Below are 25947 nucleotides of genomic sequence, written 5' to 3' on the forward strand. Positions count from 1 at the left end.
AGAGGGTTGTTATCGGTGCGCCTTCGTGCGTAATCCACATCAATCCTGCCCGGATCGGAGTGCGCGTGCCCCCGGAACTGCCCCCTGCATTGGTCGACTATCTGCGTCAGTCGCGCGTCGCCTTGGCGATCGCGCGTGCGGATGACGACAATCACCTGCTGATGGTCAACGACCGGTTCTGCACGCTGACCGGATATGAGCCCGAGGACGTGGTCGGGCGCAACTGCCGCATGTTGCAGCACAAGGCGCCGAACGTCGAACCGCGCGCGCGGCTGCGCGAGTTCCTGGGCAATCCGCGTGCGGACAGCGTGCGGACGCCGATCGTGAACTTCCGCAAGGACGGGACGCCGTTCGTCAACCTGCTCTATATGTCGCGGCTGCGCACGATCGAGGGCGCCACCCACTTCATCTTCGCCTCGCAATTCGACGTCAGCCGCTCGCAACCCGAATTGCTCGCCGATTACGACGCGGAACTGCAGCGCACGCTCGGGCGGCTGACGCCGATCGCGGGGGATGCCGGGATCGTGGTCGAGGGTACGCTGCTGACGATCGCCAACAGTGCCGCGACGGTCGCGCAGGCCAAGATGATGCTCGCCGGCCTCGAAATCGACCATCGTGCATAGCAGCGGCGCGCCCCGCTCCGCCACGACCCACCGCGACACCGCGCCGGGCGTGCCGGTGGTGGGGATCGGCGCGTCCGCGGGCGGGCTGGAGGCCCTGCGCGAGATGCTGGCGCCCGCGCGATTGCCGACGGGGCTGGCGTTCGTGGTGGTCCAGCACCTGGACCCCAATCACGAGAGTATGCTGGCGCAATTGCTCGACCGCGCCACCAAGCTGAAGGTGTTGCAGAGCGCGGGCGGCGAGCGGATCGAGGCCGACACGGTCTATATCATCCCGCCCGGGCGCGGGCTGGCGATCCGCGACGGCGTGCTGGAGCTGACCGACTTCCTGCAACCGCGCGGGATGCGGCGGCCGATCGACGACTTCTTCCAGTCACTGGCGGGCGACCAGCAATCGAACGCGGCGTGCGTCATCCTGTCCGGCACCGGCGCCGACGGCACGACCGGGCTGCGCGCGATCAAGGAGAATGGCGGCGTCGGCGTCGTCCAGCAGCCGGAAAGCGCGCGCTACGACGGGATGCCGCTGTCGGCGGTGGGCACCGGGCTGATCGACTTCGTGAAGCCGGCGGGCGAGATCCTGGAGTGCCTGCAAGGCTTTTTCCAGCGCCGCAACACCGATCCGGTCGAGGCCGAGGCCGGCGTGGTCGCCGATCATGTCGACGACCTGTGTCGCGTGCTGCGCACCGCGGTGGGACACGATTTTTCTGGCTACAAGCGGTCGACGCTGATCCGCCGGGTCGAGCGGCGGATGCACGTGCTGGGGATCGACACCGGGCGCGCCTATCTGGCGCGGGTGCGCGGCGATGCCGAGGAATGCGAGGCGCTGTTCCGCGACCTGTTGATCAACGTCACGCGCTTCTTCCGCGATGCCGAGGCGTTCGAGACGTTGCGCACGCGCGTGATCGAACCGTTGTTGCGCAACCGCGCCACCGACGACGATCTGCGCATCTGGGTACCCGGCTGCTCGAGCGGCGAGGAAGCCTATACGATCGCGATGCTGTTCGCCGAGGCGGCGCGCACGATGAACGAGCCGCTGGCGGTGCAGATCTTCGCCACCGACATCGACGAGCAGATGCTGGCGATCGCGCGCGAGGGCAGCTACCCGGCCGCCGCGCTGGCCGACCTGCCCGCCGCCATGCGCGAGCGGTATGCGGTGCCGCACGCCGAGCGCTTTACGATGGCGGCGTCGATCCGCGACATGATCCGCTTTTCGAACCACAGCGTGGTCAAGGACCCGCCGTTCTCGCGGATCGACCTGGTGTCGTGCCGCAACCTGCTCATCTATTTCGACGACAAGTTGCAGCAGGCGGTGGTGCCGCTGTTCCATTATGCGCTGCGGCCCGGCGGTTACCTGTTCCTGGGACCGTCGGAGAGCGTCGGGCGGTTCGAGCATCTGTTCACCCCGATCGACCAGCATGCGCGCTTGTACGAGCGGGCACCCGGCGCGCCGAGCTATCCGATCGACCTGCCCGGCAACGGACGTCCGACCGGCGCGCGGCGCGAGCGCGACAGTCGTGGCGACGGGCCCGCATTGACCAACGAGAGCGTCGCGATCCGGCGGATCGTCGAGCGTTACGCGCCGGCCAGCCTGATCGTCGACCAGGACGGCGGGATCACCGCCGCCTATGGCAAGCTGAGCCGTTATTTCGAATTCCCGGTGACGCGTACCGGCGGGAGCAGCGCGGTCAATCTCGCACGGCCCGGCCTGCGCACCGTGATCGGGCCGCTGCTGCGCCAGGCGCGCGACGAGCGGCGGCGCGTGGTGGCGCGCGATGTCGAGGTGGAGACCGATTACGGCATCCAGCCGGTCGAGGTGATCTGCGATCCGCTCGGCGACGGCACGTTGCTGTTCGTGTTTCGCGACAGCGGTGCGTTCCGGCCGTCCGATCAGGGCGAGCTGGAGGACCTTGCCGCCACCGACGACCATCTGGAGGCGATCGAGGACGAGTTGCGGCTGACGCGGCACCGGCTGCGCTCGGCGATCGAGGAGCTGGAAACCGCGAATGAGGAGCTGAAAAGCTCCAACGAAGAAATGATGTCGATGAACGAGGAGCTTCAATCGACGAACGAGGAACTGTCGACGGTCAACGACGAGCTGAAGAGCAAGGTCGAGCAATTGACGGTCGCCAATTCCGACCTGCGCAATTTCCACCAGTCGACCGAACTGGCGGTGGTGGTGCTGGATGCCGAGCTGAAGGTGCGCAGCTATACCGAGGCGGCGGTGTCGATCTTCCCGTTGCAGCCCGCCGATCGCGGCCGCCCGCTGAGCGACGTCGCGAGCCGGCTGCGCGGAACCGACTATCTGGAGGATGCGCGCGCGGTGGCGGCGGGCGGCGCGGCGACCCAGCGCCGGGTGACGACGCGCGACGGCGAGCGCGTGCTGTCGCTGCGCGTGCTGCCCTATCGCACGCAATCGGGCGCGGTCGACGGGACGACGCTGGTGCTGACCGACATCACCGAGGCGCTGTCGCTGGAGCGGCAGTTGGCGGCGGAGCGCGAACGGCTGGACCTCGCGATCAAGGCGGCCGGCATCGGGGTGTGGGAATATTGCCCGGAGACGGGCGAAACCGTGCTCGATGGGGTCGAACAGCGGCTGTTCGACGTGGATGGTAGCGACGCGACGCGGATCGACCCGTTGCTCGACCGGATCGACCCCGAGGATCGCGGGAAAGTGGAAACCGCGTTGCGCCGCGCGGTGGAGCGCAACGGCGATTACGAGGCGACGTTCCGGGTGCGCGCCGGCGACGGGACGCGCTGGATCAAGGGCTTCGGCCGGGTGATCGCGGGCAGCAACCCGCCGCGGCTGGTGGGCGTGTCGATCGACGTGACGCCGGAATATACGCTGGCGGAAACGCGCGAGCTGATGCTGCGCGAGATGAACCACCGCGTGAAGAACCTGTTCGCGGTGATCGCAGGGATGGTGACGGTGGCGTCGCGCAACCATGCCGAGGTGCGCGCCTTCGCCACCGACCTGCGGCACCGGATCGCGGCGCTGGGCGCGGCGCATTCGCTGGCCTCGCCCGCCGGACAGCCGCAGGCGATCGGGCTGCGCGAGCTGGTCGATGCGACGCTGGCCCCTTATCGCGATCACTCGCGGATCACGGTCGAGGGGCCGGCGGTGGCGCTCAACCGCAACTGCCTGTCGTCGCTGGCGCTGGTGCTGCACGAATGGGCGACCAACTCCGTTAAATATGGTGCGCTGGACGGCGAGGCCGGCGAGCAGGGCGATGTCGGGCTGGATGTGCGGTGGCGGATCGATGACGACGGCGGCATTACGCTGGAGTGGGAAGAGCGCGGGCGGGAGGACCATGGCGCGGTGCCGACGCCGCGCGGCTTCGGATCGTTGCTGGTCGACACCAGTGTCCGACAATTGCGCGGCGAGGTAGGGAGCGAGGCGGCGGGTCGATCGTTTCGGCTGCGAATGAAACTTCCCGAGAGTATCCTTGCCCGTGACTGATCCTGCCAACGTCGACGTCCTGCTGGTGGAAGACGAGCTGTTCATCGCGCTCGATCTACAGGAGACGATCGAGGAGGCGGGCTTCCGCGTCGTGGGACCGTGCGCGACGGTGGTGGAGGCGGAGGCGGCGATCGAGGCGTGCGAAGCGCGCTTTGCCGCGGCGGTGCTCGACGTGCGGCTGGCGGACGGGACGGTGTTTCCGGCGGCCGACCGGCTCCACGCCGCGGGCGTGCCGTTGCTGTTCCATTCGGGCCATGCCGATGACGCGGCGTTGCGGCAGCGCTATCCGAGCGCGACGGTCTGTCCGAAGCCGAGCGCGCCGGACGCGCTGGCCAATGCGTTGCGCGGCTGTGCGGCGCGGCGGCGGGCGGCGTAGGCCTTCTCAAGGTCGAGGGGTGATCGACATTCATGGTTGCCTGCCCTCGCCCCTCGCAGAGGGGAGAGGGTTGCGCAGACTTAGGCTTTGCGCAGCAAAGTCTTAGTCGGAGCTGGGTGAGGGGTGGCGCTCGCGCAAGCGAGCGCGCGAGCCTTTGGCTCGCTCAACCCCTCACCCAAGCTGCGCTAGCCAGCAAGCTGGCAAGCTCCGCAATCCCTCTCCCCTATCCAGGGGCGAGGGCAAGAGGACACCATCATGAATGTCGATCGGCCCTAGAAGAAGCGGAACCGTTGGCTTAGGTCCGGGGCGACGTGAGGGGGAGGCTTGCTCCCCCTGCTCGTCCTTTACTTGCCGCGGAGCGTGTTGAGCAGCGCGAGGCCGATCACGCCACCCACCGCGGCGGCGGCGAACGGACGCTCGTTGACGAAGCGACGCGCCTGATCGAGCAACGGCGCGACGCTCTCCTTGGCCTCGCCAAAGGTCTTCTGCACCGTGCCCTCGGCGCGATCAGCCTTGCCCTCGGCCTGAAGCTGATTGTCGCCGAACGCCTTGCCGAGGCCTTCCTTCAGCTTGCCGCCCAGATCGGTGGTCGTGCCGGTCAGCGTATCGCTGTTCATCGAACATCTCCTTGTTTGGGTTCGCGGGGCATAACCGGGATCAAAGGCGGTTCGTTCCGTTACGCCGTGATGCTTCGCTGCACTTGCAACGACCTAGTGAGGCCCAGCGACGTCGAGGCGGACCCGCCCTTTTTAGCTGACGCTTCCCTGTTCGTCGCCCCGGACTTGATCCGGGGCCCCGCTTCTTCGGCAACCGCGCCAAAAGCGGGATCCCGGATCAAGTCCGGGATGACGGACGTGGGCAGATGCCGGGATATGCCGATCGGAGCTAGGCGTCGGTCAGCTTGGCGCTCGCCGCTTCGTGAAGATGCGCTTCGAGTTCGGCGGCGCGGTGGTGCGCGGTGTGTTCGGCGAGCACGCGCGCGCGGCCGGCGGTGCCGATCGCGTCGAGGTCGGGACGGGCGAGCGCCGCTGCGACATCGTCGCCGGTGTCGGCGAGCAGGATCTCGGCATCGGGTGTCAGCAGTTCGTCGATCCCCGGCCAGCGGTCCGAGACGATCGGGGTGCCGCAGGCGGTCGCCTCGAACAGTCGCACCGAAGGCGACCAGCCGGCGGCGATCATGTCGGCGCGCGTGACGTTGAGCGTCGCGCGGCTCGCCGAATAGAAATCGGCGTGGTCGGCGGGGGCGAGGTGCTCGATCCGCTCGACATTGGCGGGCCAGTCGATCGTGTCGGGATATTGCGGCCCGGCGACGACGAAGCGCTTTTCCGGGTGGCGGCGCGCGGGTTCGATCAACAGCCGCTCGAGCGTCGGCTGGCGATCGTCGCTGTAGGTGCCGAGATACGACAGGTCCCACCGCTTCTCGGCGCCGGTCGGGCGGTAGCGGTCGGCGTCTACCGAGCAATAGAGCGCGCGCGCGGCGGGGCTCTTGTAGCGTTCCTCGATCAGTCGCAGCGTCGGGCCGCCGGTGAACGAGCAATAGACGTCGTAGCCGGGGATGACCTCGGGCGAGACATAGTCGCACGTGCCGCGCGCCAGCCTGGCGAGCGTGACCGGCGTGTCGATGTCGTAGAAGGTCGTCACGCCCTTCGCCCATTGCTGGACCAGCTTGCCGACCTCGATCCCGTCGGGGACGTAGGAGCCGACCATCACCGCATCGGCCTGTTCGATCTCCGTCCGCCAATCGGCCAGCGCGGCGAGGCTGTCGTAGAGTTCGAGCCGGCAATAATCGGGCGCGGGTTCGTCGCGGTGCGCGGCATACCAGGGCATGTCGCGTTCGAGGAACAGCACGTCGTGCCCGCGCGCGGCGAAGGCGCGGAGCAGGGCGCGGAAGGTGGTGGCATGGCCGTTGCCCCAGCTGGAGCTGAGCGAGAGGCCGAGAACGACGAGCTTCATCACGCGGCCTCGCGCTGGCGGGCGGCGTGCGCCTTGAAGAGCGTGTCGACCTGCGCGCCCCGCAGATCGTAGGTGTGTTCGGCGAGCACGCGCTTGAGCGCGGCCTGGCCGATCGCCTGCGCGCGCTCGGTGGTGAGCGCGGCGAGATGATCGGCGACGTCCTGTCCGTCGCGCGCGACCAGCACCTCGTGGTCGGGGGTGAGGAATAGTTCGATCCCCTCCCACGCATCGGTGATGAGGCAGGCGGCGGCGCCGGCGGCCTCGAAGACGCGCGTCGCGGGCGAGAAGCCGATGTGCGCCATCGAGTCGCGCGCAACGTTGAGGACCGCGCGCGGCGTGCAGTTGAAGGCATTGTGCTCGGCGGTGAAGACATGGCCGCGATGGCGGACGTTGCCGGGCATCGCCTTCGTATCCCAGCCGTTGCCGCCGATCAGGAAGCTTTGTTGCGGGAGCAGCGCAGCGGGGCGGAGGAAGAATTCCTCGACCCGCGCCTCGCGGTCGGGGAGGCGGTTGCCGAGGAAGGCGAGGTCGCATGCGAAGCGCTCGTCGGCAGGGACGGGATGGTGCGTCTGCGGATCGAGCGCATTGTAGACGGGGATGCACTGCGCCGCGCCGAACCCGCGATAGGCGTTCACGACCGGATCGCCGCCGCCATAGGTCAGCACCATGTCGAGGTGCGGCAGCGCGGCGGTGACCGGATGATCGGGATCGGCGCGCATCTCGTCGAGCGTCGCGGCGGCGTCGACGTCCCAGAAGATCTTGAGCGCGTCGGGGCGCGCATGGGCGATGATGCCTTCGAGCAACTCGCGGTCGAAGACGCCGACGCCGTTCGCCTTGACGACGATGTCGGCGTCGGCGGCTTCGGCGAGGACCTCACGGAGCGCGTCGTGGGTCGCGGGATAGACGACGACCTTGGCATAGGAAGGCGGGTCGATGTCGCGATGCTGTTGCCGCTCGAACGCATCGGGTTCGTAGAAGGTGATGTCATAGCCGCGCTCGCCGAGCGCGCGCAGGATGCCGCGGTAATAGGTCGCGGCGCCGTTCCAGTAGGAGGACAGCAGGCTGGACCCGTAAAAGGCGATCTTCACGCTGGGATGCTCCGTGAATGGGAGGGGGCGTCGAGCTGCGCGAGGATCGCGAGCAGTTCGTCGACGCGGTGCGCGCAGGTGTGGCGCGCGCGGATGGTTTCGAGCCCGGCGGCGGCGAGCGACGCGCGCAGACCAGCGTCGTGGCGCAGGTCGCGCAGGATGCGCGTCATCTCGTCGGGCGTTTGCGCGAACAGGAAGTCGGTGCCGGGGCGGAAGAGATGCTCGGCATCGTCCCACGGCGCGCTGGCGAGCGGGAGGCCGCATGCCAATGCCTCGAAGACGCGGATCGTCGGGATGCCGGGCAGGATCGTCGTGTAATAACGGCGCGGCACGTGGACCGTCGCCAACGCGCGCGCGAACAGTGCGGGGGCGGCGGCGTTGGGCACCCAGCCGTGATAGCGCGCGCCATAGGACGCAAGCATCGCCTTGCCGTCGTCGGGGTAGCGGACCCCGTAAATATCGAGCGGCAGCCCGGCGTCGCGCGCGGGGGCGAGGAGATAGTTCTCGATCTCGGCGGTGCGCTCGCCATCGCCCCAATTGCCGATCCAGACGAGGCCGTCGCGGTGCTCGCCATCGACGGGAAAGAAGCGGCGGGTGTCGGCGGCCTCGTGCCACGTCCAGACGCGGTCGCCCCAGCCCCAGTCGCGATAGACGCGCGACAGCGCCTCGCCGAACGCGAGCACGCCGTCATAGCCGTCGAGATCGTAGGCGCGCATCTCCTCGGGCGCGCTGACCGCGCGGTGGTGTGTGTCGTGGAACAGCAAGGTGAAGCGCGCGCCATCGCGGCGGAGCGTGCCGAGCGCGGCGACCAGATCGTGCGCGTTCCATTCGTGGACGATCACGACGTCGGCATCGTCGACCAGTTCGGCGAGGTCGGCGTCGGGGACGAAGGTCTGCGACGACAGTTCGGGATAGGCGTTGCGATAGGCGTCGAGCCCGGCTTCGCCATGGTCGCCGAGCAGATTGTCGAGGCTCCACGCGCCGGCCGGCTCGTAGACGCGCACATCATGCCCGCGCGCGATCAGCTCGGAGAGCACGCCGCGCAGGAAATGCGCGTTGCCGTGGTTCCAGCACGAGGCGAGGCTGTGGGTGAAATAGACCAGCTTCATGCCGCGACCCGCTCGCCGGTGGCGGTGACGCGGTCGAGCAGCGCGGCCATTGCGCGCGCGGTCTGTTCGGGCGCGTAATCGAGCGCGCGGGTGCGGGCGAGCGCGCCGCGGGCGAGACGCAGGTCGGTGTCGGCGGCGAGCGCGGCGATCGCCTGCGCGAAGCCTTCGGCATCGTCGGGGGCGACGAAGGTCGCGACGCCGTCCCACAATTCGCGGAAGGTCGGAATGTCGGACAGGACCAGCGCGCAACCGGTCAACGCCGCCTCCAGCACCGCCAGCCCGAACGGCTCGTAATAAGCGGCCGAGGCGAAGATCGGGCGGGTCGAGAGCGCGGCGGCGATCGCGGCGTCGCTGATCCGGCCGAGCGGTTCGAGATGGTGGAGCTTGTGATGCTCGCCATGCGGGCCGCGCGCCGGACCGGCGGCGCGGAACGGCAGCGACAGCAGGGCGGCGGCGCGATCGAGCGTCGCGATGTTCTTGCCGCGGTCCCACAGCCGTCCGGCGGTGAAGGCGCGCGCGTCGAGCGCGCCGGTCGCGGCGGGCAGCGTGCGGCCGTTGTGGATCGCGCGCGGCGCGGCGGGGAGCGCGTAGAGCCGCTGGACCGTCGCGGCGAAGGCGCGGGTCGGGCAGACGATCGCGTCGGCCCGTGCGAGGCCGCGCGCGACCAGCTCGGTCTGCCACCGCAGGTCGGCGGGAAGCGGGCCGTGCTCGACCGCCTCCCACCAGCTCGCGACGCAGCTATGCACGACCGCGACGACCGGCATCGCGAAATCGGCGACCGCGAGCGCGGGCTGGTTGAGCTGGACGACATTGACCGCGCGCGCCGCGGCGAGCGCCGCGATCGCATCGGCGGCGACCGCCACCGCCTGCGCATCCTTGGCGAGCCAGTCGAGCGGGAGGCGGGTGTCGATCAGCGTGACGCCGGCTGCTTCGGTCTGTGCGTGGTGTGCGGGCGAGGGGGCGGGGCCGAGCGTGGCGAGGTCGACCGACCAGCCGGCGCGGACCAGATCGGCGGCGAGCTGAAGCGCGTATTGCCAGACGCCGCCGACCGCGTCGGCGGTCATCAACAGCCGTCCTGTCACGCAGCGACCTCGATCGCTGGCGTCTCGGCGGCGGCATGTTCGCGCTGCAGCCAGTCGGCGAGCGCGCCGACGCCCTCGCGCCAGTCGCGGCGGTCGGGCAGCGCGAGCGTCGCGGCGGCGGCGCGCGCGTCGGCGACGAAATAGCGTTGGTCGCCCGCGCGCCAGCCCGAATAGCGTACGTCGACCGGGCGGCCGGTGAGCGTCGCGATATGCGCGAGCAACTGGCGCAGGCTGACCGCATTGTCGGGCCCGCCGCCGAGATTGAAGGCGCGCCCGGCGACGTCGTCGATCCGCCGCCATGCGGCGAGATAGGCGTTCACCGCATCGCGGACGTCGAGCACGTCGCGGACCTGATGCCCGTCGCCGTAAAGCGTGATCGGCTCGCCGTTGAGCGCGCGGATCAGGAAGTGCGCGACCCAGCCCTGATCCTCGGTGCCCATCTGGCGCTGGCCGTAGATGCAACTCATCCGGAAGACGCAGGTCTTGAGCCCGAAGCTGCGCGCGTAATCGAGGACGTATTGGTCGGCCGCGCCCTTCGACACGCCATAGGGCGTGTGGAAGTCGAGCGGGCGTGCCTCGCCGATGCCGTGCGCGCGGACCTGCGGGTCGACGGGTCGATAGGCTTCGTTCTCCAGCACGAAATCGAGATCGGCGAGATCGCCATACACCTTGTTGGTGGAGGCGAAGATCAACGGCACGTCCGGCGCGCGGGTGCGGATCGCCTCGAGCAACTGGAAGGTGGCGGTGATGTTGGTGGTGAAATCGTCGGCGGGGTCGTCGAGGCTGGTGGTCACCGCCACCTGCGCGGCGAAGTGGAACACCGCCGCCGCGCCCCCGACCTCGTCGGCGAGCCGGGCGGCGTCGCGGACATCGGCATGGACGAAGCGGATGCGCTTGCCGTGGCGTTCGCGCAGCCACGCCAGGTTGCGCTCCACCCCGGCGCGGGCGAGTGCGTCATAGACGACCACGTCATGCCCTTCACCGGCGAGCCGGTCGGCGAGGTTCGAGCCGATGAAGCCGGCGCCGCCGGTAACCAGTACCGGCCCCCTCATGCGACCAGCCCGCGGCGCTCGAGCTCGGCGCGCATCGTCGCGACCTTGTCCTCGGCGGTTTGCTCGGCGACCCATTCGGCGAGTTCGGCGAGCCCGGCGGTGAAATCCTGCGTCGCGCGGAAGTCGAGCCGTTCCTGCGCCAGCGTCGTGTCGCAGAAGCAGTGGCGGATGTCGCCGATCCGCGCCTTGCCGACGATTTCCGGGGCGAGATCGTTCTTGCCCATCGCCTTGGCCAGTTCGGTGGCGACTTCGGTGACCGAGCGGTCATGGCCGGAGCCGATGTTGAACGTGCCGCCGACCGCCTGCGGGAGGAACAAGGCATCGGCGAACGCGCGTGCGACGTCGCTGACGTGGACGAAGTCGCGGCGCTGCTCGCCGTCCTCGAAGATCATCGGCTGCTGCCCATTGAGCAGCCGCGACGCGAAGATCGCGAGCACGCCGGTGTAGGGGTTGGAGAGTGCCTGGCCGGGGCCGTAGACGTTGAACAGCCGCAGGCACACGCCCTCGATCCCGTAAGGCGCGGCCATGATATGCGTGGTGCGCTCCTGCACATATTTGTTGAGCGCGTAGATCGAGGCGAGGTTCGGCTGTTTCCACTCGGGGGTCGCAACCGGCGTAAGCGGGCGGCCCTGTGCGTCGACCGGCTCCCAGTTGGTGAGGCCATCGCGCAACCCCTTGCGCTCGGCGTCCTGGACCAGATTGCCGTCGGGGTCGCGGTACAGCCCCTCGCCATAGATCGACATCGACGAGGCGGTGACGACGCGGCGCACCGGCTTGTCGATCAGCTTCTCGAACAACACCGCGGTGCCGACGTCGTTGGTGGAGGTGTAGCGCTCGACCTCGTACATCGACTGGCCGACCCCGACCTCGGCGGCGAGATGGATCACGCTGTCGACGCCGTCGAGCGCCTTGCTGACGACATCGCCGTTGCGCACGTCGCCGCGGATCAGCTCGACCGCGTCGTTGAGGAGCGGCGGGCGCTCGCAATCGCCGTGGACCTGTTCGATCAGGCTGTCGAGCACGCGGACTTCGTGGCCGCGTGCCAGCAGCTCATCGGCCACGAAACGCCCGATGAAGCCGGCCCCGCCGGTGATGAGAATGGTTTCCACGAATATTCCTCCCGCCCCGCAATTGATATCGATCAATGACACGCGCGTGCATTGCTGGTTGATTGCAGAAAGAAGAACATCTTCTACTTAGCTTGGTTCCAAAAATAATTGCGTTACCGTAATTTTCGTGGACTTTGCGGGTGAGTTGATTCAGATCAATCCGCTATGGCCAGAATTGTTTTGCTCGCCCGGCATGGGCATCATGAAGAAGTCGGCCGCGTGTTGAGTGGTCGCTCGAATATCTCGCTCGATCGGCGCGGGCAGGCAGAGGCCCAAGAACTTGCGCGGCTGGTCGCGTCGCGCGGCGTGACGCGGATCGTCACCAGCCCGCGCGCCCGGACGCGAGAGACGGCGGCGGCGGTCGCGGCGGCGCTGGACTTGCCCGTTACGGCCGACGCGGCGCTGGACGAGGTGGATTTCGGGGCGTTCACCGGGCGCTCGTTCGCCGCGCTGGACGCGGAGGCGGACTGGCAGCGCTGGAACGCCGAACGCGGCACGGCGCGCTGTCCGGGCGGCGAGACGATGGGCGAGGCGGTGGCGCGCGCGGTCGGGTTCGTCGCGGGGTGCGGGGAGGGCGTGACGCTGGGCGTGTCGCATTGCGACGTGATCCGCGGCGTCGTGGCGCATTATCTGGGGTTGCCGCTGACGCGGATCTTCTCGCTGGGGTGCGATCCGGGGTCGGTGACGACGCTGGCGCTGGAGGGCGAGGGGGCGATGGTGGTGGCGTTGAACGAGCGTTTCAGGTGACACATCGGCGGCGCGGGTGAGGCGGCGTGGGGATGGACTTTACAGACATGGGCCCCTGCCTTCGCAGGGGTGACGGTTCTTCTGGCCGCCGTCGCCCCTGCGAAGGCAGGGGCCCATGTCTGTCCAATCCAAAGGTGTAGTTGCCCCGGAAAAGACGCCTCTGTGTCAAAGAGATCAATTCACCGCCGCATAGCTCTTCTCTTCGATCAGATCGGACTCAAGCGCGACGTTGATCGCGCGCTTCAGCGCCGCGCGCTCGTCATTCTTGACGTAGACCGCGCGCGCCAGCCGGATGAACTCGCCGCCGAAGCTGCGCGCGGCCTCCTCGCGGCGGATCGCGTCCTCGATCTCCCACAAATCTTCGTTGACCGACTTCAGACGCGCATAGAGCGGCGCGACCTCGTCCTGCCCGAGCACGCCCGCGCCGATCCGCGACAGCAGCGAATGTTCGCGCGCGACATTGGCGCGCGCGTCGGCACGATCGATGCGGTGCTGCTTGATCTCGAGGATCGTGATCTTGTCGAGCAACTCACCCCAGGACACGGGCACGGACGGGCTGGGGAGGCTGGCCATGGTCTTCTCCTTCAAACGAGTCGAGATCGCGCGCGATGGCGGCGAGTGGCGTATGCCAGTCGCCCGCGTGCGGCTGCGCGTAGAGACGGGTGTGCGGGTACCAGGCGCTGTCGCGGCGCGCTGGGTCCCAGCGCCAGTCGGGCGCGGCCTTGAGCAGCAGCCACGTCGGCCGCCCGAGCGCGCCGGCGAGATGCGCGATCATCGTGTCGACGGTGATGACCAGCGCGCAGCCGGCGACGAGCGCGGCGGTCGCTTGCAGATCGAACGGGCAGCCCTCCGGGTTGATGACCGGCAGCGTGGTCGGCGCGCTGACCAGCGACAGGCAGCGGTGCTTCGCCGCGATCGGTTCGAGCAGCGCAGGCGGCACCCAGCGTTCGGCGTCCCAGTCGCCCGCCTGCCAGCAGAGCCCGATCGTGCCCGCCGGCAGCGGCGCCGGCGCGATGTGGAGATAGGGGAGCGGCACGTCGCGCGGGGCATAGCGCAGCGCGGTCGCCAGCTCGGTGATTTCGATATCGCAATCCGATGGCGGCAGCGGGTGCGCTTCGTCGAACGGCGCGAGCGCGACGCCGGGAACGCGCAGCAGCGCCTGGAGCCGCGCGGGAGCCTCGACGGTCACCGACCGCGCGCGCCGCGCCAGCGCCGGGAGGAAACGCGCGAATTGCAGCGTGTCGCCGAGTCCGTGATAGCAGCGCACCAGCACGTCGCGCCCATCGACCGCGCAGCCGTCCCAGACCCAGCGCTGGTGATAGGGCAGCGCCGGATCGTCGCGCGTCGCCGGATCGCGTGCCGCGAGCACCGCCCGCTCGATCGCCCAGGCGTCGTCGTAGCGCTCCTCGCGCATCGCCCGGGTCCAGCCGTGATCGCTCATGCCGCCGCAAACGCCGCGCACCCCGGCGATGGTTCCCTGATATTAAGTTGAGCGAGATCAAGATCATGGAACGTCGCCGCCGGAGGATGGTTGATGCTGCCAACGGGTTACGGGGGATTGATGACGGAAGATGTGCGTGCGCGGGTCGCGGAGCTCGCCCCCTGGTTTCATAACATCCATTTGCCCGGCGGGCTGCAGACCGCGCCCGATCATTTCCTGCTCGACTATCCGGCCAACAAATTCGCCGAATTCGGCGTCTGCCTGCCCGAGGATCTGACCGGCAAGACGGTGCTCGACATCGGCTGCAACGCCGGTTTCTATTCGGTCGAGATGAAGCGGCGCGGTGCGGCGCGGGTGGTGGGGATCGATTCCGACGACCGCTATCTGGCGCAGGCGCGGCTGGCGAGCGAGGTGCTGGGGTTCGCAGACAGCGTCGAATTCCGCAACCTGTCGGTCTATGACGTCGCGCAGCTCGGCGAGCGGTTCGATCTCGTGATCTTCATGGGGGTGCTCTACCATCTGCGACATCCGCTGCTCGCGCTCGACTTGATCCGCGAACATGTCGCGGGCGATCTGATGTTGTTCCAGACGATGCAGCAGGGCTCGAAGGACGAGGCGCAGGTGCCGGAGGATCATCCCTTCTACGTGCCCGGCACCTGGACGCCGCCCGACTACTTCGACGACCGCGACTATCCGAAGCTGCATTTCATCGAGCGCAAGTTCGCGGGCGACTGGACAAATTGGTGGGCGCCGAACCGCGCCTGTTCGGAAGCGATGCTGCGCGCCGCCGGCTTCACGGTGACCGCGCATCCGCAGGACGACGTCTATCTCTGCCGCATCAGCGACGTGCCCTTCGCCGAGCACGGACCGGCGGCGGTCTATCCATCCAAGGGGGGAGTGCGCGCGTGATCGAAGCCGCGATGATCTGGAACGAGCCGAACAACAAGTCGCACTGGGATCCGGAGGTCGACCCCGACTGGTCGCTGTTCGCCGACACCGTCAAGCGCGCCGGCGCGTCGATCGCGGCGGTCAATCCGGCGGTGACGCGCGTGCTGGGCGGCATGTCGCCGATCGATCCCTTGTGGGTGAAGCGGCTGGAGGGGCATGGCTGCCTCGACGCGGTCGACGTGATCGCGGTGCATGGCTTCCCGCTCGACTGGAATTTGTGGTCGATCCACGACTGGCCCGCCAAGATCGCCGAGATCGAGGCGGTGACCGACAAGCCGGTGTGGGTGACCGAGGTCGGCGTCGGCTCGTTCGGCGCCGAGGAGGTGCAGGTGTTCGGGGTCGAGAAGACCGCCGAGCTGCTGATCGGGCGCGTGCCGCGCATCTATTGGTATTCGCTGTTCGACCTGCCGCAGGAATGGGGCGCGACCACCCGCCACCGCGAGGCGGAAGGGTCGAGCTATTACCGGCATTTCTACATGGGGCTGATCCGCGAGGACGGCACCCCCAAGCCGTCGCTCGACAGCTATGCCAAGGTCGCGTCCGAGATGGGGCTGATGCAATGGTTCCATTTCGAGGACCCGCGGCTCGACGACGCGGTCATGTGGATGAAGCGGCTGGGCACGAAGAAGCTGCGCACCGGGCTGAGCTGGGCCGACAGCTTCCGGCCGAACGCGACCGACTGGTTCGACCGGCAGATGGAGGCGCTCGCCGAGTTCGACACCACCGTCACCTTCTGCTTCACGCCGGAGCATCTCGGCATCCAGCCGCATCATACCAGCGCGGCGCGCGATCCGCAGGCGTTCGCGGATTTCTGCGCGTGGATGATCGACCGCTATGCGCCCGCCGCAGTCACGAGCCAGAAGGCGGTGGCGTAACCCGGTCGAGCGTGTCGAGCACGTCCTCGGCGCGGACGTCGCGCTCGATCTCGGCGGTGTCGACGGGCGGTTCGACGCCGACCCGCTCGGCAATCTGCCGGACCAGCGCGGTGAGCCGCGACAGTTCGTGCTCGGCGAGCAGGTTGATGTGGAGGTCGAGGTCGGCGCGTGCCTGCGCCTGCGCGGCCATGCGGTTCTGGCTGATGAGGACGAAGGTGGACAGGAAGATCGCCTCTACCGACGCGATCATCGCCAGCACGACGAAGGTCGGGTCGAACTTCGGCGACAGCCACAGGTTCCACACGATCCAGCCGCCGAAAAACGTCAGGTGCAGCGCGACGAAGGTCATCGAGCCGGTGAAGGCGGTGATCCGCGCCGCCAGCCGCTCCGACCACGGGGCGTCCGCCTCGACGCGGCGCTGGCGCTCGGCAAGGCGATGGATGTTGTCGGCGAGCGCGCCGTTGAGATCACGCGGTTCATTCATGGGAAGTCGAACGATTGTCGCAGGGTAATGGAAGCATGATGCCGGCCGCGGTGCTGGTCGCGCCGGGGCGGTTCGAGGTGCGCGAAGCGCCGGTGCCGCAGCCGGGGGCGGGCGAGGTGCGCGTGCGGCTCGAAGGCTGCGGCGTGTGCGCGTCGAACGTCGAGCCGTGGGAAGGGCAGCCGTGGTCGACCTATCCCAGCGAGGCCGGCGGGATGGGGCATGAGGGTTGGGGCGTCGTCGATGCGCTGGGCGAGGGCGTCACCGATGTCGCGATCGGCGAGCGGGTGACGATGCTGTCGGGGCACAGCTTCGCGCCCTATGACGTGGCGTCGGTCGACCAGCTGGTGCGGCTGCCGGTCGCGCTCGACGGGCAGGCGTTTCCGGGCGAGCCGCTGGCATGCGCGATGAACATCTTCCGCCGCGCCGACGTGCTGCCCGGACAGACGGTGGCGATCGTCGGGATCGGCTTTCTCGGCGCGGTGCTGACGAAATTGGCGAGTGACGCGGGGGCGCGGGTGATCGCCATCTCGCGGCGCGAGGAATCGCTGGCGCTGGCGCGCGCGAACGGTGCGGCCGAGACGATCGCGATGGACGATCACTGGGCGATCATCGAACGCGTCAAGCAACTGACCGGCGAGGCGTTGTGTGAGCGCGTCATCGAGGCGGTCGGCAAGCAATGGCCGCTCGACCTCGCCTCGGCGATCGTCGGGTTCGGCGGGCGGCTGGTGGTGGCGGGCTATCATCAGGACGGGCCGCGGCAGGTGAACATGCAGGACTGGAACTGGAAGGGCATCGACGTGATCAACGCGCACGAACGCGATCCGCGGGTGAATCTGCGCGGGCTCAACGAGGCGGTGGCGGCGGTGGCTGGCGGGCGTGTTGATCTGGCGGCGCTGCTGACGCACCGCTTCTCGCTGACGGAGCTGAACGAGGCGGTCGCCGCGACGCGCGACAAGCCCGCCGGCTTCGTGAAGGCGGTGGTGACGTTCTGAGACGGGGCCGCTTCGCGGCCGTCACCCCGCGCGCGAGGGCGTTCAGGACCGATCGACATCCACCGATCACCTGTTCTCTCCCGTCATCCCGGACTTGATTCGGGATCCCGCTTCTTCCTTCGGTCGCCAAAAGGAAGCGGGACCCCGGATCAAGTCCGGGGCGACGAATGAGGGATTGTGCGGCTCGGACCATTGCCCGCGCCGCATGGGAGTTTTGACGGTCGAGCCGCATTGGAAGCCGATGACGCGCAAGCGACCAAAGTAGATGAAGGACAGACGAGGCATGACTGACGCCAAACCCCGCATCGGCTTTCTCGGCACCGGCTGGATCGGGCGCCACCGGATGGCGGCGATGGTCGCCAGCGGCGCGGTCGAGGCGGTCGCGATAAGCGATCCTTCGGCGGAGATGGTCGCTGCCGCCTCGCAGGACGCGCCCGGTGCGCAGGTGTGCGCGTCGCTGGACGAGATGCTGACGCTCGGGCTCGACGGGGTGGTGATCGCCAGCCCGAGCGCGCTGCACGCCGCGCAGTCGATCGCCGCGCTGGAGGCGGGGGTGGCGGTGTTCTGCCAGAAGCCGCTCGGGCGCGACGCCGTCGAGAATGAAGCGGTGGTCGCGGCGGCGCGGCGGGCGGACCGGTTGCTGGGGGTCGACCTGTCCTATCGCCATACCGCCGGGATGCGCGCGATCGCGCCGCTGGTGCGCAGCGGGGCGCTGGGGCGCGTGTTCGCGATCGATCTGACCTTCCACAACGCTTATGGTCCCGACAAGCCGTGGTTCTATGACCGCGCGCAATCCGGCGGCGGTTGCGTCATGGATCTCGGCATCCACCTTGCCGATCTCGCCTTGTGGCTCAATCCGGGCTCGACGGCCGAGCGGGTCGAGGCCGCGCTCTATGCCGCGGGCGCACCGGTCGCGGCCGAAGCGGTCGAGGATTATGCCGCTGCGACCGTGCGGCTCGACAATGGCGTGATCGTTCGGCTGGCCTGTTCGTGGCGGCTCCACGCCGGGCAGGATGCGGTGATCGAAGCGGCCTTCTACGGCACCGAGGGCGGGGCGGCGCTGCGCAACGTCGGCGGCTCGTTCTACGATTTCACCGCCGAGCATTTCCGCGGCACCGCGCGCGAGACGTTGGCGGTGCCGCCCGACGACTGGGGCGGGCGTGCGGCGGTCGACTGGGCGGAACGGCTCGCGGCCGGCGCGCGGTTCGACGCCGCGGCGGAGGACCATGTCGCGACCGCGCGGGTGCTCGACGCGATCTATGCGGCGGGGCGGGGGTAGGGCCACCCCCGTCATTCACGCGCAGGCGGGAAGCCGGAAGCGCTGACGTCGCGGATCAAACGACGACCTGCGCGTCTGGAGTTGCGCCTACGCGGGAATGGCGGGGTTCGCCGCGGCGAAGCCGCGTCGTCGGTCGGGGTGGCGCCCCGCCGGCCGGTCTTGGGCGGGGCCCGTCGCGGGATGCGACGGGCCGCCCGGCGACCTAAAACTCCGACCACTCCTCGTCCGCCACCGCCAGCGCGGTTCCGCGCGTGCCGGTGACCGGGCGGCGGGCGGTGCGGGCTAGGTCGCGGCCGGCCTGTGCCGCGCGCGCCTGCAGGTCGTGGATCGACGCGGCGGCCGGGGCGCTCGCGGCGAGCACCGGGCGTTGCCCGTTCGCGGTGCGGAAGCGGGCGACTTCGGTGGTGAGACGCGTCGCTTCCTCGGCGAGGCTGCGCGCGGCGGCGGTGGCTTCCTCGACCATCGCGGCATTCTGTTGCGTGACGCCGTCCATCTCCGACACGGCGGTGTTCACCTGCTGCAAGCCCGTCGCCTGATGCTCGGCCGATTGCGCGATCGTCGAGACGAGCGTGCTGATCTCGCCGATGCGCGTGATGATGCGCTGAAGCGCCTTGCCGGTCTCGCTGACCAGCGTCACGCCCGCCTCGACCTGCTCCGAGGAGGCGAGGATCTTGGTCTTCACGTCCTTGGCGGCATCCGCGGAGCGCTGCGCCAGCGCGCGGACCTCAGAGGCGACGACCGCGAAGCCCTTGCCCGCGTCGCCCGCACGCGCCGCCTCGACACCGGCGTTGAGCGCAAGCAGGTTGGTCTGGAAGGCGATGCCGTCGATGACGCTGATGATCTCGCTGATCTCCGACGAGGCACGCTCGATCCCGCCCATCGCATCGACCGCGCGGCGCACGACGTCGCCCGAGCTTTCCGCCTCGGCACGCGCATCGCCGACCGCATCGTTGGCGCGCCGGGCACCGGCGGCGGTTTCGCGCACGGTGGTGGTGATCTCGTCCATCGCCGCGGCGGTTTCCTCCAGCGAGGCGGCCTGCTGTTCGGTGCGCTGCGACAGATCGTCCGACGCCTGGCGGATGTCCGCCGCACCGCTGTTGATGCCGTTGCTGGCCGCCGCGACGGCCGCGATCGTGTTCGACACCGCCGCCATCGCGCGGTTGAAGTTGACGCGCAGCGCGTCATATTCGGGCGTGAACGGCATATCGATCGTGAAACTCAGGTCGTTGTCGGCAAGCCGGCTGAGTCCGCCGCCCAGCGCGTCGACCACCGCCTGTTGCGTCGCCGCCGCCTCGGCCAACGCCTTGCCATTGCGCTGGAACACATGCATCGCGCGCGCCATCCGGCCGACGCAATCGCGGAATTCGGTAAAGGCGATCGGCGAGCCGAGATCGTTGGCGGCCAGCCGCTCCATGCGCAGCACCGTGCTGACATAGGGGTCGCAGATCAGCTTGCGCGACGTCAGCGCGATCACGAGCACGACGACCACGATCGTGGCGGCCAGCCCGATCGCGAGCGTCGCCGGCAGCGTACCACTTGCCGCGCCGATCGTGGTGCCCAGCGATAGCGCGGAGAGGCTGCCATAGAGCGCCGCCAGCACGGCGAACTTCACGCGTATCGGTGCATCCCGTTGAAACCACTGGATCATTCTTATGTTCTCCGCACCCTATCCCGAGCATCTCTACCAATGGAGATTAGCTGGCGGAGAACTGGCGGGATTTGTTGAAGGTGAAGTTAACGGATGCGGGCAAGCAACAAACCTGTAACACGATCCATGATGGAACTTTGCCATGTTTCAAATGTTTGCTGTTGCTGGCAAAGAAATTCGATCACCGAGATCTACTTATTCAAGCAAGGCCGGCGGCAGGCGGGGGGCGACGACTTCTTTCAGCACGAACCCGCTTTCCATCTGCGTCACGCCGGGCAGGCGCGATAGCTCGTCGCGGTGGATTTGCGCGAAATGCCCCAGATCCCGGGCCCTTACCGTCACGAGATAATCATAGCTGCCCGACATCAGCTCGCAGCGTACGACCGACGGACTGGCCACGATCGCGGTCTCGAAGGCGTCCAGCACGTCGATCCGCTGGCTTTCCAGCGTCATCTTGATGTGAACGGTCGCCTGGCAACCGAGCCGGGCGAGATCGAGCCGGGCGGCATAGCCGGTAATGATCCCCGCTTCCTCCAGCGCGCGCTGTCGCCGTGCGACGGCGGTCGCCGACCGGCCGATCGCCTCCGCAAGGGTGAAGGCGGTTGCGCGGGCATTGTCGAGCAAGAGCGCGATCAGACGGCGGTCGATTCGGTCCAGTGCGGGGTCTTTCTGCGTCATGGCGGATGATCATGCAGGAATCCGGCGTCACGTCACCCCCGGACCGTGCAGTTCGCCCGGTTTCACCGCCGGCCCCGCGCTATGCTGGCGCCAAACAAGGAGATGGACCCATGCGCATCGGCGTGCCCAAGGAAATCAAGAACCACGAATATCGTGTCGGCCTGACCCCCGGCGCGGTGCGCGAATATGTCGCGCATGGCCATGAGGTGATCGTCCAGACCGGCGCTGGCGCCGGGATCGCCGCCGATGACGACGCCTATCGCGCCGCCGGGGCGGGGATCGTCGACACCGCCGAGGAAGTGTTCGCGACCGCGCAGATGGTCGTGAAGGTCAAGGAGCCGCAGCCGGGCGAATGGGTGCAGCTTCGCGAGGACCAGATCCTGTTCACCTACCTGCACCTCGCCCCCGATCCCGAGCAGGCGAAGGGCTTGCAGGCGTCGGGCGTGACCGCGGTCGCCTATGAGACGGTGGTCGACGCGCGCGGCCACCTGCCGCTGCTCGCCCCGATGAGCGAGGTTGCGGGACGGCTGTCGATCGAGGCGGCGGGGACCGCGCTGAAGGCGGTCAACGGTGGGCGCGGCGTGCTGATCGGCGGCGTGCCGGGCGTGCAGCCGGCGCGGATCGTCGTGCTGGGTGGCGGCGTGGTCGGCACGCACGCCGCACGGATGGCGGTCGGGCTCGGCGCAGAGGTGACGATCATCGACCGCTCGATCCCGCGGCTGCGCGAGCTGGACGAGCTGTTTCAAGGTCGGGTGCGGACGCGCGTGTCGACGCTGGAGTCGATCGAGCACGAGATTTCGGAGGCCGATGCGGTGATCGGCGCGGTGCTGATCCCGGGCGCCTCGGCGCCGAAGCTGGTGACGCGCCCGATGCTCAAGCTGATGAAGCCGCGCGCGGTGCTGGTCGATGTCGCGATCGATCAGGGCGGCTGCTTCGAGACCAGCCATGCGACCACCCATGCCGAGCCGACCTATGAGGTCGACGGCGTGATCCATTATTGCGTCGCGAACATGCCGGGCGCGGTGCCGCTGACGTCGAGCCACGCGCTCAACAATGCGACGCTGCCCTATGGATTGGCGCTGGCCGATCGCGGCTATGCCGCGGCCGAGGCGGATGCGGGCCTGATGGCGGGCGTCAACGTGCGCGGCGGCAAGATCGTCAACAAGGTGGTCGCCGAAGCGCTGGGCGTAGCTGGATAGCACGCTTTGATCGTCGTCCCGGGCTTGACCCGGGACCCCGCTTCTTCTCGTCAGTTTGGAAAGAAGCGGGGCCCCGGATCAAGTCCGGGGCGACGACGGAGGGCAGCCCGTTTGCCGCCCTCCGTCGACATCACTTCTTCTTGCGTGCGCGCTTCGGGGCAGCGGCCGCTGCGGCGTCCTCCTCCTCGTCGTGTTCCTCTTCGCCCGCCTCGGTCAGTGCTTCGCCGAGCGCCTTGAGCTTGTCCTGCGATTTCTCGGCCTTGTCGGCGATCTTGGTGGTCGCCGCGCCGAGCCGGTGGAGCAACGCATGGACGCGGTCGGCGTCGGGTTCGTCCTTTTCGAGCTGTTTGCGCAGCGACGCGAGGTCGCGCAGGATGCCCTTCGCGCCGGGCGTGTCGATGTCGGCGAGCGCAGCCTCCCAGTCCTCGATCATGTCGACGCCCTTGGCGGGCTTGGTTTCGTCAAGCCCGCGATTGATCGCGTTCATGGTTCCGGCGAATTTCACGGCCATCGGCGATTTTCCTTTCGTGGGAGAAAAGTCCCGCGCGGCGAACGAGAGGCCGCTGCACTTGGGTCCGTGATGCAGATCAAGTTCAAAGATAAAGGTTCGTCTGGCGGATGTGTCACTATCATTTCGCTTCGATGACGGCCGCCGTCACCCAATCGTCGTCACGCTGACACCTCGCCGTCGCACAAGGGTCGCCATCCCAAGGCCCATGCGGGCTCCTCAGCGAAGGTAAGCGGCGGGAATGACAGCGACGATGACGACGGCCGGCGTGGCGCTGGCCTATGATCGGTGGGCTCCGGTGTACGATCTGGTGTTCGGACCGGTGTTTCGGCAGGGGCGCGCGGCGGCGATCCGCGCTGCGGACCGGATCGGCGGGCGCATCCTCGAGGTTGGGGTGGGCACCGGCATCTCGCTGCCGCAATATGCCACCACCAGCCGCGTGACCGGCGTCGACATTTCGGAGGACATGCTGGACAAGGCGCGTGCCCGCACGCGGCGGCTGAACCTGCCGAACGTCGACGCGATCCGCGTGGGAGACGCCGAGGCGCTGGATTTCGCGGACGAGTCGTTCGACGTCGTCGTGGCGCAATATGTGGTGAGCGCGGTCGCCAACCCGCGGCGGGCGCTGGATGAATTCGCGCGCGTCTGCCGGCCCGGCGGCGAGATCGTCATCACGACGCGGGTCGGCGCCGAGCAGGGGCTGCGCGGCGGGATCGAACGCGCACTGATGCCGATCACCGAGCGGCTGGGCTTCCGCACCGATTTCCCGTTCGCGCTCTACACCGACTGGATCGCGACGCGCAGCGACGTGTCGCTGACCGAGCGCCGCGCGATCCCGCCTTTCGGACATTTCTCGCTGGTCCGCATCGCCAAGGAGAAGGCATGATGCCGTCGCTTCGCAAGCTCCGTTTCGAGGATGAGCAGGGCAATCCCGGGTTCCGCGCGCAATTGAAGGAGCAGCGCTGGGACGATCATCGTTATTATCATCACGATCTGATTAACCAGAGCCTGCATTTCGTCAGCGCGTGCACGTTCATCACCGCTTATGCGTTGCTGTTCGTCGACGCCGCGTTGGCGAGCCTGCTGGCATGGGGCGTCGCGATGACCAGCCGGCAGGCCGGCCATTTCTTCTTCGAGCCGAAGGATTACGACGAGGAGAATGGCGTCAGCCACGAATATAAGGAAGAGGTGAAGGTCGGCTACAATCTGATGCGCAAATATGTGCTGATGGGGTTGTGGCTGGCGATCCCGGTGGTGCTGGCGCTGTTCCCGACATTGTTCGGGTTGCTGGAGCGGCCGGAGGGGGCGATGGACTTCCTGCGGCACGTCGGCTTCGGGTGGCTGTTCTTCGGCGTGGCGGCGATCCTGTTCCGGGTCGGGCAATTGTGGATCGAGCGCGATCTGGAGACCGGGATCGTCTGGGCGACCAAGATCGTCACCGATCCGTTCAGCGACTTCCGCCTGTACCGCACCGCGCCGGCGCGGTTGCTGAAGCACGGGCGCAGCGACGACACGCACGCCGCGGCGTGAGGCGGCTTTAGCGTCATTGCGAGCGTAGCGAAGCAATCCAGGGCCGGACCAGGACGCCCTGGATTGCTTCGCTACGCTCGCAACGACGGAAATGCCTGTCACCCACCCCGCAAGCGCGCCGTCAGCGACTCCTTCAACGCCTGCCGCTTCAATTGTTTGTTGGTCGCGACCGGCCCGTCCCACCAGCCGTCCGCCAGCATCGCTTTCCCAGCTGCGACGATCCGCGCGGCGATCTGTTCGAACAGCGCATCGTCGATGTCGAGGCTGAAGATCAGCCGCCCGGTGCCGACCCACGACAACGCCAGCCCCTCGGCGCGGAGGTAATATTGCAGCATCCAGTTATAGCGCGACGGGCGAATGTAGAGGATCGTCCATACCGTCGCGAGATGCGCGATCGAGAGCGGCAATCCCGCCGCTTCGAGCAAGGCGTTGAGCTGCGCGGCGCGAGCGGTCCAGCGCTCGGTCATGCCGTCATACAATGCGGCGACTTCCGGCGTGTCGAGCCGGCGCAGGAAGGCGTCGGTTGCGGCCATGACATAGGGGTGCGCGTTGAACGTGCCGCGCGCGAAGCAGATGTCGACCGGACGATCGTCGCGCCAGCGTTTCATCAGCGCCGCGCGGCCGGTCAGCACGCCGATCGGCAACCCGCCGCCGAGCGTCTTGCCCCACACGATCATGTCCGGGTCGATGCCCCAGGCGCGCGCGACGCTGCCCGGTGCGAGGCGGAAGCCCATGAAGACTTCATCGACAATCAGCACGATGCCGTTGGCGCGGCAGGTCTCGGCGAGCCGGCGCAGCCACGCGATGTACGCGGGCAGGTCTGCGCCGGCCGTGCGCGCGCTGTCGACCAGCTGGCTGTCGGACGGTGCGCCGGCGTTGGGATGAAGCGCCTGCAACGGATTGACCAGCACGCAGGCGATGTCCTTGCGCCGGGCGAGCACCGCGAGCGTCTGTTCGGACTGGTCGGCGAGCGTCAGCGTGTGGTCGGCGGGAACCGGGTTGCCGATGCCCGGCTGCACGTCGCCCCACCAGCCGTGATACGCGCCCGCGAACCGCACCAGCCGGCGCCTGCCGGTGTGATAGCGCGCCAGCCGCACCGCCTGCATCACCGCCTCGGTGCCCGACATGTGGAACGACACCTCGTCCAGCCCCGACAAAGCGCGCAACCGGCGGACGTTGTCGGCGACGACCGGGTGATAGCTGCCCAGCACGCCGCCGAGCGGCTCGGCGGTGTCGAGCGCTTCTCGCATCGTCGCCTTGTAGAAGTCGTTGCCGAACAGGTTGACGCCATAGCTGCCGGTCAGGTCGATGAAGCGGTTGCCATCGAGATCGGTCAGCCACGCGCCGTCCGCGCGCGCCATGAACGCGCCGACCGGCAGATGTTCGCGCACCGTCGCCGCGAACGGGAAGGGCACGCGGTAGCGGCCGGTGAATTGCAGGTCGGACAGCCCTTCGCGTGTCTCGGCGGTCAGCGCGAGCGTCTGCGGGAAGCGTTCGGCATAGAGTGCGGCGAGTCGCTCGAACCCGGCACGGCGGCGGGCGGCGACATCGGCGTCGCAGCCGTCGGCGCGGAAGAAGCGGTCGTCGACGTGCGCGTAATAAGGGATCTGCCCGGCGATCCGCTTGGCCATGCGGACGTGCCCGCCGGGGCCGGGATGCTTGGCGCGCGACAGCGCGAGCCGCTCGCGGCCCTTGGTGGCGGCGAACAGGGTGCCGGCGACGAGCCCGGCGACGGCGGCGAGGGTCTTTTTCTCCATGGCGCCACTACGCGC

The 25947-nt window shown here is 68.4% G+C and carries 25 protein-coding genes; 11 read left to right on the top strand and 14 right to left on the bottom strand.

Annotated features, from left to right (window positions below; translation table 11 throughout):
• The first annotated feature begins 59 nt into the window (after positions 1-59).
• The 3 genes from PGN16_RS00155 to PGN16_RS00165 are packed head-to-tail and all read left to right on the top strand — an operon-like array spanning position 60 to position 4453.
• Positions 60-623 carry a PAS domain-containing protein gene (locus tag PGN16_RS00155; RefSeq protein WP_335307406.1) on the top strand — a complete coding sequence of 188 codons (564 nt, stop codon included), beginning with the start codon at positions 60-62 and terminating at the stop codon, positions 621-623.
• A complete protein-coding gene (locus PGN16_RS00160; RefSeq protein WP_335307407.1) occupies positions 616-4077 on the top strand; it encodes a CheR family methyltransferase in 3462 nt (1153 codons plus the stop codon). Before PGN16_RS00155 ends, PGN16_RS00160 begins: the two co-directional genes overlap by 8 nt.
• Positions 4070-4453, top strand: a complete 384-nt coding sequence (locus PGN16_RS00165; RefSeq protein ID WP_335307408.1) for a response regulator — start codon at positions 4070-4072, stop codon at positions 4451-4453. Before PGN16_RS00160 ends, PGN16_RS00165 begins: the two co-directional genes overlap by 8 nt.
• A gap of 344 nt (positions 4454-4797) precedes the next feature.
• On the opposite strand, the gene PGN16_RS00170 is transcribed toward PGN16_RS00165, so the two are convergent.
• From PGN16_RS00170 to PGN16_RS00200, 7 genes are all read right to left on the bottom strand, one after another.
• Positions 4798-5070 carry a CsbD family protein gene (locus tag PGN16_RS00170; protein WP_335307409.1) on the bottom strand — a complete coding sequence of 91 codons (273 nt, stop codon included), beginning with the start codon at positions 5068-5070 and terminating at the stop codon, positions 4798-4800.
• Positions 5071-5338: 268 nt separating this feature from the next.
• Positions 5339-6406, bottom strand: a complete 1068-nt coding sequence (locus tag PGN16_RS00175) for a CgeB family protein (protein ID WP_335307410.1) — start codon at positions 6404-6406, stop codon at positions 5339-5341.
• The gene (locus PGN16_RS00180) at positions 6406-7494 is read right to left on the bottom strand and encodes a CgeB family protein (RefSeq protein ID WP_335307411.1); all 1089 of its coding nucleotides are present in this window, start codon (positions 7492-7494) and stop codon (positions 6406-6408) included. The genes PGN16_RS00175 and PGN16_RS00180 overlap by 1 nt, the downstream gene beginning before the upstream one ends.
• Positions 7491-8603: a CgeB family protein gene (locus PGN16_RS00185; RefSeq protein WP_335307412.1), complete on the bottom strand. Its 1113-nt coding sequence runs from the start codon at positions 8601-8603 to the stop codon at positions 7491-7493. The genes PGN16_RS00180 and PGN16_RS00185 overlap by 4 nt, the downstream gene beginning before the upstream one ends.
• The gene (locus tag PGN16_RS00190) at positions 8600-9667 is read right to left on the bottom strand and encodes a glycosyltransferase family 4 protein (RefSeq protein WP_335307413.1); all 1068 of its coding nucleotides are present in this window, start codon (positions 9665-9667) and stop codon (positions 8600-8602) included. Before PGN16_RS00190 ends, PGN16_RS00185 begins: the two co-directional genes overlap by 4 nt.
• Before the next feature lie 14 nt (positions 9668-9681).
• Entirely contained in the window at positions 9682-10737 is a 1056-nt protein-coding gene (locus PGN16_RS00195) for an SDR family NAD(P)-dependent oxidoreductase (RefSeq protein ID WP_335307414.1), read from the bottom strand.
• Entirely contained in the window at positions 10734-11846 is a 1113-nt protein-coding gene (locus PGN16_RS00200; protein WP_335307415.1) for an NAD-dependent epimerase/dehydratase family protein, read from the bottom strand. The genes PGN16_RS00195 and PGN16_RS00200 overlap by 4 nt, the downstream gene beginning before the upstream one ends.
• A 165-nt stretch (positions 11847-12011) precedes the next feature.
• Here PGN16_RS00200 and PGN16_RS00205 point away from each other — a divergent pair, with 165 nt between their 5' ends.
• Positions 12012-12593, top strand: a complete 582-nt coding sequence (locus PGN16_RS00205; RefSeq protein ID WP_335307416.1) for a histidine phosphatase family protein — start codon at positions 12012-12014, stop codon at positions 12591-12593.
• A gap of 174 nt (positions 12594-12767) precedes the next feature.
• Here the strand turns inward: PGN16_RS00205 and PGN16_RS00210 are convergent, their stop codons facing one another.
• Positions 12768-13166: a DUF6165 family protein gene (locus PGN16_RS00210; protein ID WP_028965154.1), complete on the bottom strand. Its 399-nt coding sequence runs from the start codon at positions 13164-13166 to the stop codon at positions 12768-12770.
• Positions 13123-14034 carry a glycosyltransferase family 9 protein gene (locus PGN16_RS00215; protein WP_335307417.1) on the bottom strand — a complete coding sequence of 304 codons (912 nt, stop codon included), beginning with the start codon at positions 14032-14034 and terminating at the stop codon, positions 13123-13125. Before PGN16_RS00215 ends, PGN16_RS00210 begins: the two co-directional genes overlap by 44 nt.
• A gap of 120 nt (positions 14035-14154) precedes the next feature.
• On the opposite strand from PGN16_RS00215, the gene PGN16_RS00220 reads away from it, so the two are divergent.
• Together PGN16_RS00220 and PGN16_RS00225 are read left to right on the top strand one after the other, a co-directional pair.
• A complete protein-coding gene (locus PGN16_RS00220) occupies positions 14155-14943 on the top strand; it encodes a TIGR04290 family methyltransferase (RefSeq protein WP_335307418.1) in 789 nt (262 codons plus the stop codon).
• The gene (locus PGN16_RS00225; protein WP_335307419.1) at positions 14940-15857 is read left to right on the top strand and encodes a glycosyl hydrolase; all 918 of its coding nucleotides are present in this window, start codon (positions 14940-14942) and stop codon (positions 15855-15857) included. The genes PGN16_RS00220 and PGN16_RS00225 overlap by 4 nt, the downstream gene beginning before the upstream one ends.
• Here the strand turns inward: PGN16_RS00225 and PGN16_RS00230 are convergent.
• Entirely contained in the window at positions 15832-16341 is a 510-nt protein-coding gene (locus tag PGN16_RS00230) for a DUF1003 domain-containing protein (RefSeq protein WP_335307420.1), read from the bottom strand. The genes PGN16_RS00225 and PGN16_RS00230 overlap by 26 nt on opposite strands.
• A 38-nt stretch (positions 16342-16379) precedes the next feature.
• Here PGN16_RS00230 and PGN16_RS00235 point away from each other — a divergent pair, with 38 nt between their 5' ends.
• Both PGN16_RS00235 and PGN16_RS00240 read left to right on the top strand, forming a co-directional pair.
• On the top strand, positions 16380-17333 hold the full coding sequence (locus PGN16_RS00235) for an MDR/zinc-dependent alcohol dehydrogenase-like family protein (RefSeq protein WP_335307421.1): 954 nt from the start codon (positions 16380-16382) through the stop codon (positions 17331-17333).
• Positions 17334-17616: 283 nt separating this feature from the next.
• Entirely contained in the window at positions 17617-18612 is a 996-nt protein-coding gene (locus PGN16_RS00240; protein WP_335307422.1) for a Gfo/Idh/MocA family protein, read from the top strand.
• A 202-nt stretch (positions 18613-18814) separates the two neighbouring features.
• Here PGN16_RS00240 and PGN16_RS00245 read toward each other — a convergent pair whose 3' ends face one another.
• Both PGN16_RS00245 and PGN16_RS00250 read right to left on the bottom strand, forming a co-directional pair.
• On the bottom strand, positions 18815-20260 hold the full coding sequence (locus PGN16_RS00245) for a methyl-accepting chemotaxis protein (protein WP_335307423.1): 1446 nt from the start codon (positions 20258-20260) through the stop codon (positions 18815-18817).
• A gap of 195 nt (positions 20261-20455) precedes the next feature.
• Complete coding sequence (locus PGN16_RS00250) at positions 20456-20938, bottom strand: Lrp/AsnC family transcriptional regulator (protein WP_335307424.1); 483 nt, start codon at positions 20936-20938, stop codon at positions 20456-20458.
• 110 nt (positions 20939-21048) lie between these two features.
• Between PGN16_RS00250 and ald the strand changes: the two genes are divergently transcribed.
• Positions 21049-22137 (top strand): alanine dehydrogenase, encoded by a 1089-nt coding sequence (gene ald / locus PGN16_RS00255; RefSeq protein ID WP_335307425.1) that lies wholly within the window; start codon positions 21049-21051, stop codon positions 22135-22137.
• A 130-nt stretch (positions 22138-22267) separates the two neighbouring features.
• Here ald and PGN16_RS00260 read toward each other — a convergent pair whose 3' ends face one another.
• The gene (locus PGN16_RS00260) at positions 22268-22648 is read right to left on the bottom strand and encodes a hypothetical protein (RefSeq protein ID WP_335307426.1); all 381 of its coding nucleotides are present in this window, start codon (positions 22646-22648) and stop codon (positions 22268-22270) included.
• 250 nt (positions 22649-22898) lie between these two features.
• On the opposite strand from PGN16_RS00260, the gene PGN16_RS00265 reads away from it, so the two are divergent.
• On the top strand, positions 22899-23531 hold the full coding sequence (locus PGN16_RS00265) for a class I SAM-dependent methyltransferase (protein ID WP_335307427.1): 633 nt from the start codon (positions 22899-22901) through the stop codon (positions 23529-23531).
• Positions 23528-24175 carry a hypothetical protein gene (locus PGN16_RS00270; protein ID WP_335307428.1) on the top strand — a complete coding sequence of 216 codons (648 nt, stop codon included), beginning with the start codon at positions 23528-23530 and terminating at the stop codon, positions 24173-24175. The genes PGN16_RS00265 and PGN16_RS00270 overlap by 4 nt, the downstream gene beginning before the upstream one ends.
• 98 nt (positions 24176-24273) lie before the next feature.
• Here the strand turns inward: PGN16_RS00270 and PGN16_RS00275 are convergent, their stop codons facing one another.
• Positions 24274-25932: an aminotransferase class III-fold pyridoxal phosphate-dependent enzyme gene (locus tag PGN16_RS00275; RefSeq protein WP_335307429.1), complete on the bottom strand. Its 1659-nt coding sequence runs from the start codon at positions 25930-25932 to the stop codon at positions 24274-24276.
• Between the last annotated feature and the right edge of the window lie 15 nt (positions 25933-25947).

The sequence above is a fragment of the Sphingomonas phyllosphaerae genome, from assembly GCF_036946485.1.
GTDB classification, from domain to species: domain Bacteria; phylum Pseudomonadota; class Alphaproteobacteria; order Sphingomonadales; family Sphingomonadaceae; genus Sphingomonas; species Sphingomonas phyllosphaerae_E.